Here is a 15,134-nt window from a genome sequence, read left to right on the forward strand (position 1 = left end):
CATGCGTACCCTCGTGCATTTATCTGATTTGCATTTTGGCAGGGTCGATGCGGCCCTGCTGGCGCCCCTGCGCGCGCTGGTCGAGCGCCTGGAGCCGGACTTGGTGGTGGTCTCGGGCGACCTGACCCAGCGCGCCCGCAGCGTTCAATTCCAGCAGGCGCGGGTTTTTCTCGACAGCTTGCCGGGGCCGCAGATCATCGTGCCGGGCAACCATGACGTGCCCCTGTATAACGTCTTTTCCCGCTTTTTGACGCCGCTGGTGAAATACCGGCGCCACGTGACGGACGATTTGTCACCCGAATACGTGGACGAGGAAATCGCCGTGCTGGGCATCAACACGGCCCGCTCCCTGACGTTTAAGGATGGCCGCATCAGCCACGAGCAGATCGATGTCCTGCGTGAACGCCTGGGCCGTTTGCCTCCCGGTTTGACGCGCATCATCGTCACGCATCACCCCTTTGACTTGCCCGAGCATTTCGACAAGGATGACCTGGTCGACCGCGCGCCGCTGGCACTGCAAATGTTTTCCGAATGTGGCGTGGATCTGTTGCTGGCCGGCCATTTGCACGCCAGCCATGCAGGCGACACCTCGGCGCGCTACAAGATCGACGGCTACGCTGCCCTGATGGTGCAGGCGGGCACGGCCACGTCAACGCGGGGCAGGGGCGAGTCGAACTCGTTCAATGTCATCCGAATCGAAGACAGCGGCATCAGAGTCGAGCGCTACAGCTGGAATGAAGACAGCGCCGACTTTGAAAAGGTCAGCACGGAAGCGTTTGCACGCCAGGGCGGCGTGTGGGCCAGTTTGCGGCCGCTGTAGGTCAGATTAGCGCGGCGAAGCCGCGCGTAATCCGACGCTATTGTTGGCGGTGGTGGTGGTTTTCGTGATGGTGTCGGCTTACGCTGCGCTAAGCCGACCTACGCCTGCGCCGACCTACGCCGACCTGCCGGGGCACAGCTCTGTGCCTTACAGCCAGTAGTTCATGAAACGCGCCGCCCACTCCTTCATGCGGTCCGAGATGGGCCGCGTTTCCCATTTCGCCCTGGTGATTTCTTCCGAGTCGCGCAAGTCTTCCTGGAAGGCGTTTTCCATTTCACGGCCGAAGCTGTCGCCCAGCACGATCACGTTCAGTTCGCTGTTGTGCAGGAAGCTGCGCATGTCGATGTTGGTCGAACCTACCGTTGACCAGGCGCCGTCGATGACGGCCGTCTTGGCGTGCAGCACGGCCAGTTTCAAGTGGAAGATGCGGATGCCGCCGGCCAGCAGCTGGTCATACAGCGCGTGTCCAGCATGGAATACCAGGCCGCTGTCGGACACGCCGGGCAGCACCACGGTGACGTCCACGCCACGTTTCGCGGCGGCCACCAGCGCATCGACCGTCTGCTGGTCGGGCACGAAATAGGCGGAGGTGATGTGGATGGATTTCTTGGCTTCCTGGATGGCCAGGATATACGCCTTGTAGATTTCGAAGCCGCCGTCCGGTTCGCTGGCCAGCACGCGCACCAGCTTGTCGCCCACTTCGGACAGTACGGGGAAATAATTAGCGTCCGGCAAGTCGGCCTGGTCTTGCTGGGCCCAGGTGCGGATGAACAGCCACTGGAAGGCGGCCACGGCCGGGCCTTCCACTTTCACGTGGGTATCGCGCCAGCCCACGTCCTTCTTGTCGGTGGGTTTCGATTTCGAGCGGAACAGCGAGCTTTTCGCATAGGTATCGCTGATGTTGATGCCGCCCGTAAACGCCGTCTTGCCATCGACGATCAGCACCTTGCGGTGGTCGCGGTTGTTGATTTTCCAGTCGTCGCCCTTGAGCTTGGCGGGATTGACGGGGTTGAAGGCTACCAGGTGCACACCGGCCGCGCGCATGCGCTCGAAAAACGCCTGTGGCACGCCGAGGGTGCCCACGCTGTCGTAGATGACGTTGACCGTCACGCCCGATTGCTGCTTTTCGATGAGCATGTCGGCAAACTTCAGGCCCAGCGGATCCTGGTCGAAGATATACGTTTCCAGGTTGATGCTGTTTTTCGCTTCGCTGATGGCCCGGAACATGGCGGCCATCGTTTGCGGGCCGTCAAACAGCAGGGTTACCTTGTTGCCCTTGATCAAAGGCACGCCCGTGGCCGCCTCTTCCAGCGCAGCCTGGGCCTTCAAGTCCATGCCGGATTTGGCCCAGCGCTTGTTGAGCAGGGCGGCGCGGCTGTTGACGTTCAGCAAGGCGCCCTTGCCCGTGATTACATTGGGCCTGGCCACGGGGGCCAGGGTAGTGTTGAGATTCTTGACATCGGGCAGCGAGGCGCATGCAGCCAGGGTCCAGCACAGCAGTAGGGCGGTGAGGCAGGATTGCATGCGCCTGTTGATCATTTTTGAGCCTTGTTTGTCAGTGACAGGTTTGCCGAGTCGTCAAGCAGTGCCAGGGGTGGCGGGTTTTTCGAGCCGAAGAAGAAGACGATGGGCGAGCGCAGGAAGCGCTTGCCCAGAATCTTCAACAATTGCATGCCGTGCTTGAAGCGCACCTGGCGCGAACGCAGCGCTACCCACAGGGCCAGGCCGAAGCTGACCAGCAGGTTGGCCGTGCCGATGGCGAAGATGCCCGACAGTGATTTGACGGCCAGCTGCCAGCTCATGTTATGGTCGAGGCCCACCAGCGCCGTGGCAAAGTTGGCGGCCGAGAAGGTAATGTGGCGGATATCGATGGGCAAGCCGATCAGGAAACCCAGGGTGCCGATGGAACCCAGCAGGATACCGAAATAGAAATTACCCATCAGGCCGCCCAGGTTGTTTTCCAGGTACAAGCCCAGGCGCTGCAAGCGATCCTGGCCGATGACGCGGCCCAGGCCGCGCAATTGCGCGATGCGCTGCGCCCAGCGCGTGTACAGCGCCTGGTTGTCATAGTAGCCGGAAATCAGGCCGGCCACGAACAGGCACACGCCAGCGATCATGGCGTAAAAGATGGCGGGGCTGCCGATGGGGTCGATATCGTGCAGCAAGTGCATGGCTTTTTCCGGTGATACCAGGTGGTGGCCCGTGATCGCCTTGTAGCCGAGCGCGATCAGCCATGCCGTGGGAATGGCAGTGGCCAGGTTGCCCAGCACGGCCATGTTTTGCGTGCGGAAGACCTTGTTGATCAGTTCCGCCATGCTGTCGAGGTCGATATTCCGGCCATCCTTGCTGTGCAGGCCGGCGGCGATGCGCGAGGCCGTCATGGCCGGCTGCTTGGTGGCCACCGTGAAATGCAGCAAGTGGATGAACATGAAGCCGATCGAGTAATTCATGCTGAACATGAAGGCTTCGACCAGCGGCGCCGAGCGCAGGTAGGACATCAATATCTTGAACAGGGCCATGAAGCCGATGATCACGCCCGCGCCCGCGGACGAGAGGAACATGGCGCCCATCTCGCGGCGGTTTTCCGCGATGTAATGTTCGCCCGTGCGGCTGGCGTTTTCCGTCACATTGCGCGCCAGCAAGTTGATATTGTCGGAAAACAGGTCGCTGACCTTGTACTTGTGGTTATGCGCGCGTATCAGTTCCAGCGCCAGCCCCACGGCGCCCGCGCGGCGGCGGCTGACCGGTTGCGGGTGCAGCAAGTCTTGCGTGGCGTCCACCGTGATGGCGGCGATATCCACGTTGGCGGAGCTGGGCAGCTCGCCGCTCGTGTCGACCAGGAACAGCAGCTTGCGCAGGCGGTCGATGCTTTGCGCCAGCGCCACCAATAAATACGTGAGGGGAATGCTGGTGCCCTGGTACAGGGCCTTCTTGCGGATCTTGGCGATGACGGCATCGCACTGGTCCAGCATCACCAGCAGGTGGCGCGCATCCTCGATGTGCTCGATGTTGCCTTGCAGTAAATTCGTGTAAGCGTCCAGGTAGGCGTTCACTTCCGTGTTCTGCACCATGAACGGCGACTGGAACACTTCGATTTCATTGTGGAAACGCGTCAGTTCCGGTTCTAGTCCCATGGCGCAGACGCGGTAGGACAGGGTGCGGATGGCGTCGAGTATGCCGGGCAGCATGATATTGCCGTCGCCGATGGCCAGCTCGATATCGTCGCTGGTGAGCACGTCGAACAGTTCCAGCCAGTCCGTGGCGGGCACGTTGCTGATCCATAAATAATCGGTCTTCAGGTACAGCACCTGGTCGAGCGCGTCGTTCAGGTACTCGTCGCCCAAGGCGGGTGGCAGCATGCGGTAGGCGATGCGGCGTTTCAATTCGGTGAAAAAACCGCTGTTCGACAGCACGCCGATGTCCGTGTACAGGCTGGCGTGGCGGCGCGCGGCCAGCACGCGCAGCACGTATTCGTGCAGGGCGCGCGCTTGCGCGGGGTTACCTTTGAGAAGCTGGCGCAGGGTGCGCACGTTGGCGATCGCGGTAGCGCTGTCGTGCGGGCGCTTGGGACGCAGTGAGTTGAATAATTCCACCAGCAAGTCGATATTGCTGGAGTTGGGGTCAATGCGTTCGAGGATAGCTAGCATGCAAAAAAAACGGGCGAGCCGCTGTCGGTAAAACCAGTAGTGTACCGCCTGCGTCAAATCGCGCAACGTTCGCCACCGAACATTGCTTTGCGGCAGGGCCTGCTTTTAACGCCATTTTGCCGCAGATTGCCACAATCATGGTCAAACTTGCGTGTTGTCAGTGCGCGACGTGTTTCCTGGGACTAAGCTGAAGTTTCTGTTGTACAACGCACGGATGGCTGGACAAAAAGCGAGGATAAGGTAACACTGAGATGTGACATACAGCGCATGTCCTGATCAATACCGGGAAGTTTCACCCACGTCACCGAGATATTTATCATGAAGACCTCGTATTTTGCGCTTGCTGTGATAGGGATGGGGCCTTTCGCGCTGGGCGCTGCGGCCCAGGCCGCCGATGGCGCGGGCAGTGCCGCATCGAGTAATGTTGCCGTGTACGGCGTGCTTGACGCGGGCATCGTTGCCGAGCGGGGCTGTGCCGCCAATTGCGCCAGCAGCAAGGTGTCCGGCGGCGTCGCGTCCGGCTCGCGCCTGGGGCTGCAGGGCCGCGAAGCGCTGGGCAATGACGTGTCCGCCATATTTACCCTGGAAGCGGGCGTGCAGAACGACACGGGCCAGTCGGAAGACGGCCGGCTGTTCGGCCGCCAGGCTTACGTGGGCCTCGACAGCCGCCTGGGCGCGCTGACCCTGGGGCGCCAGTACAACCTGCAGTACCTGGCGCTCACCGATGTGGCCGACCCGTTCAAGGGCGGCATGGCCGGCAGCGCCAGCAACCTGGCCGGCTACAGCGTGAAACGCTACGACAATACCGTCAAATACGTATCGCCCGCCTTGCGCGGCGTGTCCGCCAGCGCCATCTACAGTTTTGGCGAGTCGCCGTACAGCAGCGCCAACAACCGCGCGTATGGCGCCACGCTCGGCTATTCGGCCGGCGCCGTGAATGTCAGTGTGTCGCACCAGCGCAAGAACAACTTCATCCTCGCCTCCGGCACCTTGCCCGCCATCGACATGTCGGCCCGCAACACCCTGATCGCGGCAAATATCGACCTGAAAGTGGCCACCGCCTTTGCCGCCGTGGGCGTGAACAAGGGCTATGGCAGTTCGCCGTGGGACCCGAACAACGCCTACAGCTCGTTGGCCCTGTCGATGTCGTCCTCGGACAGCCGCGACACCTTGCTGGGCGTGTCCGTGCCCGTGGGCGGCTTCAAGCTGCTGGCGTCCTGGGTGCACAAGGATGACCGCGATCTGGCCAACCGCGACGCCAGCCAGGTGGCCGTCGGCCTCACGTATTCTCTGTCAAAACGCAGCGATTTCTACGCGTCCTACGCGAAGATCCACAACAAGAACGGCGCCCGCTACACGGTGGGCAACGCCAGCGACGCGGGACGCGGTGACGCGACTTTTAATCTGGGCTTCCGTCACGGCTTCTGAACTGCTGTCGTAGCAGGGGCCGGGCAGCTGGCGCCCAGCCACTTGCCGTTGCTCGTCACATTTACCTGTTCCGGCGTGCCGCGCGCGCTGGTCGTCACGGCCAGTTGCATGCTGAACGCCTGCTCGCCGGTGAACATGACCTTGCCTTCGCCGCTCGATTTCGGGTTGGCGCACGTAAACGACACATGCATGCCGCCCGCGATATCCGTATTTTTCGATTTGCAGTCGCCGGGCTGGCCCGTGGGAATCTGCTTGCGCGCAGCCATGTCCGGCGTCACGCAGGCCGTCACGCGCACGGCGCCGTCGGCGCCCACGGTGGGCATGGCCATGCCGCGGCTGGCGGCCATGCTTTCCAGTTGCTTGCGTTGATCGGGAGGAAGGTTGCCCAGTTGCTGCAACACCATGGACATGGCGTTGTCGGTGGCGGCGTCGGGCGAGGCCATCTTGCTGTCGACTTGCCACAGGCCGGGCTTGATGGCGGCGGCCTGCGTGGCGGCCATGACATTGGCTTGGGCGCCCAAGGCGGCGCAAGCCAGCAGGGTCAGGCGTAGCAAAGAGTGTTTCATGTTGGCGTCTCCAAAAAAGGCAGCTCCCAGCATACGGCATGGCAAGCGGGGCACGCCTGCCATTGTGTTACAAACTGTGATCGGGCTCGATGCGGCGCACGTCCACGCAGGCGATGCGGCGCTCGTCCGCTTCGACGATTTCATAACGCAAATCATCGAGTTCCAGCACTTCGCCCACGGCCGGCATGTTTTCAAAATGCGCCAGCAGGAAGCCGGCCAGCGAATTGTAGTCGCCGTCTTCGCTGACCAGGGACTCCGTCTCGAACACTTGCTCCAGGTAATGCAGGTCGGTGGCGCCATCGATGCGCCAGTGGCCAGGGCCCAGCACCTCCACGTCGGGTAGCTCGTCCTCGTCGGGGAATTCGCCGGCGATGGCTTCGAGGATGTCGATCGGCGTGAGCACGCCTTGCACGGTGCCGAACTCGTCAACCACCAGCACCAGCTGGCCACGCGAGCGCTTCAGGGTTTCCATGGCTTTCAGCACGCCGGCCGCTTCCGGCACGACGACGGCTTCGCGCATGCTGGCCGGGTCGATCTTGCCATGCGAGACGAGGTCTTCGATCAGGTCCTTGCTGCGCGCGATGCCGACCACATTGTCCAGGTCATCATTGCAGACAGGAATCATGCTGTGCGGCGTTTCGCGCAGCAGTTGCAGCATCTTCTCGCTGCTGTCGTTCAGGTTGACCCACGAGACGTCGCCGCGCGGCGTCATCACCGAGCGGATCGAGCGTTCGGCCAGGGTCAGCACGCCGCTGACCATGTTGCGCTCTTCCACGCCGAAGGCGGAGACATCGGGCATTGCCTTGACTTCATGCTCTTCGACGGCTTCGCGGCCCTTGCGTCCGCCCAGCAGGCTCAGGACGGCTTGCGCCGTGCGGTCGCGCAGCGGCGCGTTCGATTGCAGCTTGAGGAAGTTGCGGCGCGCCAGCTGATTGAAGAACTCGATGACGATCGAGAAACCGATGGCGGCGTACAGATAGCCCTTCGGAATGTGGAAGCCCAGGCCCTCGGCGACCAGGGAGAGGCCGATCATCAGCAAGAAGCTCAGGCACAGCACCACGACGGTGGGGTGGGCGTTGACGAAGCGCGTCAGCACCTTCGAGGCGAGCATCATGACGACGATGGAAATGACGACGGCCGCCATCATCACGTACAGATTGTCGACCATGCCGACGGCCGTGATGACGGCGTCGAGCGAAAAGACGGCGTCGAGCACGACGATCTGCGCCACCACCAGGCCGAAGCCGGCGTAGACTTTCGGGCCCGTCTGGGCATGCGTGATGCCTTCGAGGCGCTCATGCAGCTCGCTGGTCGCCTTGAACAGCAGGAACAGGCCGCCGAAGAGCAGGATCAGGTCGCGTCCCGAAAACGAGAATGTCGATAGGGAAAATAGTGGCGTGGTCAGGGTGACCAGCCAGGAAATCAGCGAGAGCAGGCCCAGGCGCATGACGAGGGCCAGGGTGAGGCCCAGCACGCGCGCCTTGTCGCGCTGGTGCGGCGGCAGTTTCTCGGCCAGGATGGCGATGAAGATCAGGTTGTCGATACCCAGTACGATTTCCAGTACGACCAGCGTCAGCAGGCCGACCCAGATTGTCGGGTCAAATAACCATTCCATGTGTGTAACCTTGTAAAGTCAATCAATATAAAGCGTGCCCGGCGGCGGATTGCCCCGGGTCTGAATGCGCTGCGTGCTGCGGTGTCAGTGGCGGACGCGCGGCGGCCGGGTGGCCTGCCGCGCGTCCGCTTCGGCAAGTGCGCCCGGTCCCGCCTGCCAAATGATGGCGCAAAACGGCGCGCCCTGGCGCGAGGTCGGGTACAGCGTGATGGGATCGTTGTCGCATTCTTCGGCGTCGCAGTTGTCGCCGGACAAGCCGGCGTGGAGGCTGGCGTCGGGACAGTCGATGCCGAAGGCGGGCGTGGCGGTAGCGCCGGCCGCGATTGCATGCTGGAATGGGGAAGGACTGGCGTAAGCCATGCTGGCGAACGCCTGGGGCAAGGCGATGAAAACAAAAAGGCAGAGCAGGACGAGAGCTCGTCTCATATACAGGCAGATAGTTCTGGAACGGCGAGTATAACACGGGCACATAACAGCCTGATGACAGGGACTTGCGTAACTGATAAGTATGCCGTAAATTGTGAGAGCAATCATTGCACCGGGCAGCGAAGACGCAGCGCGGGCCCGGCGACAATCGTTGCGTTTGTATCGTATGGCGCTTGCGCTTCTATATAACGTAGTGTTACCAGGACTTTGCCTTGAAACCAATTACTGCCCTCCTGCTTGCCGCCGGCATCCTGTCGCCGTCGTTCATCCTGGCCGCCACCCCGGTGGAAGCCGCACCGACCCAGAAAGCCAGCAAGGCCGCACCCAACCGCGGCGCCGCCGTCAAGGTCACGTCCGTCGAAGGCATCACCGAATACCGCCTGGCCAATGGCTTGCGCGTGCTGTTGTTCCCCGATGCCAGCAAGCCCACCCTGACCACCAACATCGTCTACCTGGTCGGTTCGCGCCATGAAAACTATGGCGAAACGGGCATGGCCCACTTGCTGGAACACTTGCTGTTCAAGCCCAGCGCCAACTTCGGCATCAAGAAGGGCACGAAAACCCCCGTTGAGATCCTGAACTCGACGGGCGCGCAGTTCAACGGCACCACCTGGTACGACCGCACCAATTACTACGCCACCTTCCCCGCCAACGACGACAACCTGCGCCAGATGCTGGCCATGGAAGCGGACCGCATGGTCAACGCGGCCATCGACCAGAACGACCTGTGGAACCCGAAGACGCAAAAAGGTGAAATGACGGTCGTGCGCAACGAGTTCGAAATGGGCGAGAGCGATCCGATCGGCGTGACGAGCGAACGCATCCAGGCTATCGCCTACGACTGGCACAACTATGGCAAGTCGACCATCGGCGCCCGTTCCGACATCGAGCAAGTCAACATTCCCCGCTTGCGCGCGTTCTATCATAAATATTATCAGCCAGATAACGCCGTGCTGATGGTGGCGGGCCGCTTCGATGAAGCCAAGGTCTTGCAACAGATCAATGACCTGTTTGGCAAGATCCCGAAACCCACGCGCGTGATCGAACCCACCTACACGGCCGAGCCCGTGCAAGATGGCGAGCGCGCCGTGACGGTGCGCCGCAGCGGCGGCACGCAATTCGTCGGCGCCGGCTACCACGTGGCGCCGTCCGGCAACCCGGACGCCGTCGCCATCGAGGTGCTCGGCCACGTGCTGACGGACGCCCCGGCTGGCCGTTTGCACAAGGCGCTGGTGGAAACCAAGCTGGCCAGCAAGATCGAATACAACTCGGTGAGCAACCTGGAGCCGGGCTACAACCTGTTCGGCGCTCTGGTGCCCGTCGATGGCAACCTGGATGCGGCGCAAGCGGCCATGCTGAAAGTGCTGGAAGACTTGAAGTCGCAGCCGGTCACTGAGGCGGAAGTGGCGCGCGTCAAGCAGCAGCTGAACAAACAGATCGAACTGGCCACCTCGAACACGGCGCGCCTGACGATTGCCCTGACGGAGTCCTTGGCGGCCGGCGACTGGCGTTTGTTCTTCCTGCAGCGCGACCAGCTCGACAAGCTGACGACGGCGCAGGTGCAGGCGGCCGCCGAGAAATACCTGAAGAGCTCGAACCGCACCCTGGGCCGTTTCATCCCCACCGATGCGCCGGACCGCACCGTTGTGCCGGCCTACGCCGACGTGGCGCCGCAACTGGCCGGCTACACGGGCCGCGCCGTGGTGGCGCAGGGCGAGGCGTTCGACCCGAGCCCCGACAATATTGAAGCGCGCACCCAGCGCTTCACCTTGCCAAACGGCTTGAAGGGCGCCTTGCTGCCGAAGAAAACCAAGGGCAGCACCGTCAGCGTCGTGCTGAAACTGCAGCTCGGCAGCGAAGAGAGCTTGCGCGGCAAGGGACAAGTGGGCAGCTACACGGCCAATCTGTTGTCGCGCGGCACGGATAAACTGTCGCGCCAGGAAGTGAAGGACAAGTTCGACCAGTTGGGCACGCAAGTGGCGATCACGGGCGGCGCCGAGGGCGTGACCGCGATGCTGATGGGCAAACGCGAGAATTTGCCGGCCGCCATGGATCTGTTGGCGCAAGTGTTGCAAAAGCCGGCCCTGAACGCAACGGAATTCCTGGAATTGCAGCGCGAAAGAGTCGGCCGCGCCGAGCAGGAATTGCCTGAACCGCAGCCGTTGGCCGTGAACGCCTTCCGTCGCCTGCTCGACGCCACGCCGGAAGGCCATGTGCGCCACGTGGCCACTCTTCCGGCTGAACTGGCACAATGGAAAGCCATCAAGGTAACCGATGTGCAAGCCTTCCATGGCGCCTACTATGGCGCGTCGAACGCCACCTTTGCCGCCGTGGGTGATTTCGACCCGGCCGCGCTGAAGGCGCAAGTGGCCAGCTTGTACGGCAGCTGGAAGGCGCAGCAGCCGTATGTGCGCATTCCCGACGCCGTCAAGCCCGTCAGCGGCGAAAAAGTCACCCTGGAAACGCCGGACAAGGCGAATAGCGTGCTGTTCGCCATCCAGCCGATTCCCCTCAAGGATGATGCCGCCAGCTATCCGGCCTTGCTGATGGCCAATCACATGCTCGGTGGCGGCGCCTTGCGCAGCCGCCTGGCCGACCGCATCCGCCAGAAGGAAGGCTTGTCGTACGGCGTCGGTTCGCAGGTGAGCATCCCGTCGCGCGAGCCGGCCGGCTACTGGATGGCCTACGCCATCAGCGCGCCGCAAAACACGGTCAAGGTGGAAGCGGCGCTGCGCGAGGAAATCGCCAAGGTGCTGGCCGACGGCTTCACGGAAGCGGAACTGGCCGAGGCGAAGAAGGGCTGGCTGCAATCCCAGGAAGTGGGCCGCACGCAGGACAGCGGCCTGGCGCGCGAACTGGCCGGCTACCTTGCCGAAGACCGCACCATGGCCTACGACAAGGATCTGGAAACGAAAGTGGCCGCCTTGACCCTGGCGCAAGTGAACCAGGGCTTGCGCGAGTACCTGAAGCCATCGGCCGTGTCGGTCGTGACGGCGGGCGATTTTGCCAAGGTGGCGAAAGAGGGTGAGAGCGGCGCCAAGGCAACGACGTCGAAATAAGCTGTTTTCAATGGAAAAAACCCGCCGGCAAGTGACCTTGCCGGCGGGTTTTTTTATTGAATCAAGCCAACTTAGCGTGGCGCCATTTCGGCTACGTAGATTTCCACGCGGCGGTTGCGTGCGCGTCCCGAGGCATCGGCATTCGAGGCGATCGGCTCGCGGGCGCCGCGGCCTTCCGTGACGACGCGCGTTGGCGACACGCCACGCATGGCCAGGTAGTCGCGCGTGTGGGCCGCGCGTTCCACCGACAGCGGTTCGTTGATGGAAGCGCTGCCCGTGCTGTCCGTATGGCCGACGATGCTGACCGTGGTGTTCGGGTTTTCATTCAGGGTGGCAGCAAAGCGGTCGAGAATCGGGCGGAAGTTGCCCTTGATGTCGGCGCGGTTGGTGTCGAAGGAAATATCGCTGGGGATTTCCATTTTCAGGCGGTTATCGGCCGTTTGCGACACTTGCACACCGGTACCTTGTGTCGCTTGTTCCATCGCGCGCTTCTGGTTTTCCATGCGGTTCGACCAGATATTGCCGACTACGGCGCCCGCTGCCGCACCGAGCAGGGCGCCGCCGGCCGTACGGCCGCCGCTGCCGCCACCGGTGGTGCCGCCGATCAAGGCGCCCAGGCCCGCGCCGATGCCGGCGCCCGTGGCCGTGCCACGTTGCGTCGAGGACATGTCCGCGCAGCCGCTGGCGGCCAATGCGATCACCAGCATGCCGATCAGGGATTTGGCGCCAGGGCCTTTTTTGAAGGTTTCTTTCATGGATTTTCTCCTTGTTTTGTTATTGGGACATACCCAGGACTACCCGTACACGTTACTGCAAAATGCCACTGCTTGCCAGTGCGTGCCCACTGTCGCTAAAAGCGGCAAAAGAGCGGCGCCCGTTTGCACGCGCGCCGCTCTTCTCAGGCCAGGCTAACGGCCTGGGCTATAAGCCGCGCCCGCTGATCAGGCGCAGCAGCACCATGATCACGGCGACCACCAGCAGGATGTGGATGAAGCCGCCAATGGTATAGGAAGTTACCAGGCCCAGCAGCCAAAGAATAATGAGTACGACGGCGATTGTATACAGCATGATGTGTCCTCCGAGAGTAATGTGTGGATGACGGCGGCGGCCCAAGCCTTGCAGGCACTGGCGCGTGGCGCCGTCATCGGTTTTTTGTCATTGCGCGGCGATTGGGTCGCTGAACGCTGATGCCATGACTTAGTGTCTACTTTGTTTCGCTTGAGTTCTGTACGCTGTCGTACACAAGGATCAACTATCGGGACCGGTCAGCATGGTCATCTGCCATGCCCGGTATCCAGGCCAGCATGCCGGCCATGCCGACGGCCCCCGCCAGGCAGCTGACCATGCCGCCGGTCAGCAGCAGCATTACGCCGAACACGGGCGCGCTCGCTTGCAATGGCGCCAGGTCCAGCGCGCAGAAGCCCAGCGCGGTGGCCAGGATGCCGGCTCCGATCAAGCCGAGCCAGATCCGCTTACTGCCTGCCTTGTCGTTTTCCATCGCAGCTCCTTGAAGATATTCGTTGAACTTTCCTGAGTGCATCATCTCGCGGGACGGAAAACTCATCTGTACGCCAACGAACATGGCTAAAAAGAAAACACCCGGACAGGCCGGGTGTGTGTTCGGTTTAAACGCCGGCTGGCGGCCGCTTAGCCCATGGCGCGCAAGCCGCCGTTGACGACGCGTACGCGGTCGCCCTGGCGCCAGTTCGGCGCGGCGCTCTGGTGCACGGTGCGCGTCTTGCCGTTATCGAGGCGCACGACGATGTTGTAGCTGCGCGTGGCGCGCACGCTGCCTTCGATCTGGTTGCCGGCCACGGCGCCGCCAACGGCGCCCAGCACGGTGGCCAGTTGCTTGCCGTGGCCGCCGCCTACCTGGTTGCCCAGCAAGCCGCCGACGACAGCGCCGCCGGCCGCGCCGACGCCGCTGCCTTCGGCGCGCGTATTGACTTCATGGATGGCTTCGATCACGCCGCAATTGCTGCATACCTGCGGCGCCGGGGCGGCTGCCGCGTATTGCTGCTGTGGTTGCTGTTGCGGCTGGCGCACGGGTTGCTGCTGCTGTTGCTGCGGCGGCAGGGCGGCCAGCGGCTGCGCGCTGGACGGTTGCAAGTTCGCTTGCGGCTGGTTCGCCTGCAGGCTGGCCAGCTGTTCGGCCGAGGTGCTGGCCGCCAGTGGCTGGGCATCGCGCTGGGACGAGGGCAGCCAGCCCATCAGGGCCGCCGTGCCCACGCCGCAAAACAGCAGGACGGCGACGGCGGCGGCAAGCACCAGCGGATGGAGGGATTTGGTGGTGGTAGTCATGGAGAGCTCCTTGGTTTTTTTGAAATAATGAAATGGGTAGTGCGTGTTATCCGTGCATGCAGCCAGTGTGCTGTGCCGCGTGCCCCGCTTCCGTGCGTCACCGTACATACAGGCACGGTAGTGCACCGTAGGCTAAGTAAAAATTATGTCGAGTTGTAACGACACCAAGGAAAAGCAATGCCACCAACGAACGCCAGCATGACCCTGTCCCGCGATGCAGGCCGATCCGGCATGGGCACGCCTGCGGGCGCGCTGGATGCCGGTAACCGCTTGCTGGCCAGCCTGCCCGAGCACGACTTGCGGCACCTGACGGCGCTGTTCGAGAGCGTCACGGTCGAGGTGGGCGAGGTGCTGTACGAACCGGGCCAGCCTATCAGTCACATCTATTTCCCCGGCGATTGCCTGATCTCGCTGCTGGCCGTGGCGGAAGGCCGCATGACCCTGGAAGTGGGCTCCGTCGGCCGCGAAGGCGTGCTGGGCGCTTCTGTCGCGCTGGGCCATGACCTGGCGCAAGTGCGTGCCGTGGTGCAACGTTCCGGTACGGCCAGCCGCATCGGGCGGGCCGAGTTCTGCGCCGAGTTCGCCCAGCTCGATTCCCTGCAGCGTTTGCTGTACCGCTACACGGACACCTTGCTGGCGCAAGCCATCCAGATTGCCGTGTGCAGCCGCTTTCACGTGCTTGAGGCACGCCTGGCCCGTTCGCTGCTGATCACGCGCGACCGCCTTCAGTCGGAAAAATTTCACCTGACGCATGAATTTCTCGCCCACACCCTGGGCGTGCGGCGGGTCGGCGTGACCAAGGCGGCCAGCGCGCTGCAGCAGCAAAAACTCATCACCTACAGCCGCGGCAATATCGAGATCCTCGATTCTGCCGGCCTGGAAGCCGTCTCCTGCCGCTGCTACGCGCTGGTCAAGGACAGCGGCGCCATCGGCATGGCCAACGTCTTCGTCTGATCTTCCTCATCCTCGTGCCGCGGACGCAAAAAAGCGGGGCGGGCGCCTGGGCACCCACCCCGCTTTCTTGAGTACCAATTACTTCGGCTTGACCTGGTTACCGATCACGCCGCCGACGGCGGCGCCGCCGATTGCGCCGACGGCGCTGCCGCCCGTCAGCACGGAGCCGGCAACGGCGCCGACACCGGCGCCGATGGCCGTGTTTTTATCCTGGCCCGACATGTTGGCGCAAGCGGTCAAGCTCAGCAGCAGAGCGGCAACGGAAGTGGTAGCGGCGATTTTTTTAATGATTTGCATGATAGTTCTCCTATGAATTCG

14 protein-coding genes are annotated in these 15,134 nt (G+C 62.6%); 4 read left to right on the forward strand and 10 right to left on the reverse strand.

What is annotated here, in order from left to right; translation table 11 throughout:
* The first annotated feature begins 1 nt into the window (after window position 1).
* The gene (locus C8C92_RS09630) at window positions 2-820 is read left to right on the forward strand and encodes a metallophosphoesterase (RefSeq protein ID WP_116743649.1); all 819 of its coding nucleotides are present in this window, start codon (window positions 2-4) and stop codon (window positions 818-820) included.
* 147 nt (window positions 821-967) lie between these two features.
* On the opposite strand, the gene cls is transcribed toward C8C92_RS09630, so the two are convergent.
* Together cls and C8C92_RS09640 are read right to left on the reverse strand one after the other, a co-directional pair.
* Entirely contained in the window at window positions 968-2,359 is a 1,392-nt protein-coding gene (gene cls / locus C8C92_RS09635) for a cardiolipin synthase (RefSeq protein WP_116743650.1), read from the reverse strand.
* Complete coding sequence (locus C8C92_RS09640; RefSeq protein WP_116745903.1) at window positions 2,356-4,467, reverse strand: site-specific recombinase; 2,112 nt, start codon at window positions 4,465-4,467, stop codon at window positions 2,356-2,358. Before C8C92_RS09640 ends, cls begins: the two co-directional genes overlap by 4 nt.
* Before the next feature lie 318 nt (window positions 4,468-4,785).
* Between C8C92_RS09640 and C8C92_RS09645 the strand changes: the two genes are divergently transcribed.
* A complete protein-coding gene (locus C8C92_RS09645; RefSeq protein WP_116743651.1) occupies window positions 4,786-5,895 on the forward strand; it encodes a porin in 1,110 nt (369 codons plus the stop codon).
* Here C8C92_RS09645 and C8C92_RS09650 read toward each other — a convergent pair.
* The 3 genes from C8C92_RS09650 to C8C92_RS09660 all read right to left on the reverse strand — a co-directional run bounded on the left by C8C92_RS09650 (window position 5,883) and on the right by C8C92_RS09660 (window position 8,436).
* Window positions 5,883-6,461 (reverse strand): DUF3617 domain-containing protein, encoded by a 579-nt coding sequence (locus C8C92_RS09650; RefSeq protein WP_116743652.1) that lies wholly within the window; start codon window positions 6,459-6,461, stop codon window positions 5,883-5,885. The two genes, C8C92_RS09645 and C8C92_RS09650, sit on opposite strands and share 13 nt — an antisense overlap.
* 67 nt (window positions 6,462-6,528) lie before the next feature.
* Window positions 6,529-8,076: a TerC family protein gene (locus C8C92_RS09655; protein ID WP_099760060.1), complete on the reverse strand. Its 1,548-nt coding sequence runs from the start codon at window positions 8,074-8,076 to the stop codon at window positions 6,529-6,531.
* A gap of 84 nt (window positions 8,077-8,160) precedes the next feature.
* Window positions 8,161-8,436, reverse strand: a complete 276-nt coding sequence (locus C8C92_RS09660) for a hypothetical protein (protein WP_099760059.1) — start codon at window positions 8,434-8,436, stop codon at window positions 8,161-8,163.
* Window positions 8,437-8,714: 278 nt separating this feature from the next.
* Here C8C92_RS09660 and C8C92_RS09665 point away from each other — a divergent pair, with 278 nt between their 5' ends.
* Window positions 8,715-11,561: a pitrilysin family protein gene (locus C8C92_RS09665; protein WP_116743653.1), complete on the forward strand. Its 2,847-nt coding sequence runs from the start codon at window positions 8,715-8,717 to the stop codon at window positions 11,559-11,561.
* A gap of 71 nt (window positions 11,562-11,632) precedes the next feature.
* On the opposite strand, the gene C8C92_RS09670 is transcribed toward C8C92_RS09665, so the two are convergent.
* From C8C92_RS09670 to C8C92_RS09685, 4 genes are all read right to left on the reverse strand, one after another.
* Window positions 11,633-12,316, reverse strand: a complete 684-nt coding sequence (locus C8C92_RS09670; RefSeq protein ID WP_243420160.1) for an OmpA family protein — start codon at window positions 12,314-12,316, stop codon at window positions 11,633-11,635.
* Window positions 12,317-12,482: 166 nt separating this feature from the next.
* The gene (locus C8C92_RS09675) at window positions 12,483-12,629 is read right to left on the reverse strand and encodes a lmo0937 family membrane protein (RefSeq protein WP_010396376.1); all 147 of its coding nucleotides are present in this window, start codon (window positions 12,627-12,629) and stop codon (window positions 12,483-12,485) included.
* Window positions 12,630-12,813: 184 nt separating this feature from the next.
* Entirely contained in the window at window positions 12,814-13,125 is a 312-nt protein-coding gene (locus tag C8C92_RS09680) for a hypothetical protein (protein ID WP_133250727.1), read from the reverse strand.
* Window positions 13,126-13,208: 83 nt separating this feature from the next.
* A complete protein-coding gene (locus tag C8C92_RS09685) occupies window positions 13,209-13,862 on the reverse strand; it encodes a glycine zipper 2TM domain-containing protein (protein ID WP_099760055.1) in 654 nt (217 codons plus the stop codon).
* A 231-nt stretch (window positions 13,863-14,093) separates the two neighbouring features.
* On the opposite strand from C8C92_RS09685, the gene C8C92_RS09690 reads away from it, so the two are divergent.
* Entirely contained in the window at window positions 14,094-14,816 is a 723-nt protein-coding gene (locus C8C92_RS09690; protein ID WP_116745904.1) for a Crp/Fnr family transcriptional regulator, read from the forward strand.
* Between the two features lie 78 nt (window positions 14,817-14,894).
* Here C8C92_RS09690 and C8C92_RS09695 read toward each other — a convergent pair whose 3' ends face one another.
* Window positions 14,895-15,113, reverse strand: coding sequence for a glycine zipper 2TM domain-containing protein (locus C8C92_RS09695; protein ID WP_096234572.1), 219 nt, complete (start codon window positions 15,111-15,113; stop codon window positions 14,895-14,897).
* Window positions 15,114-15,134 lie beyond the last annotated feature (21 nt).

It is taken from the genome of Janthinobacterium sp. 78 (genome assembly GCF_003096775.1).
Lineage (GTDB): Bacteria > Pseudomonadota > Gammaproteobacteria > Burkholderiales > Burkholderiaceae_D > Janthinobacterium > Janthinobacterium tructae.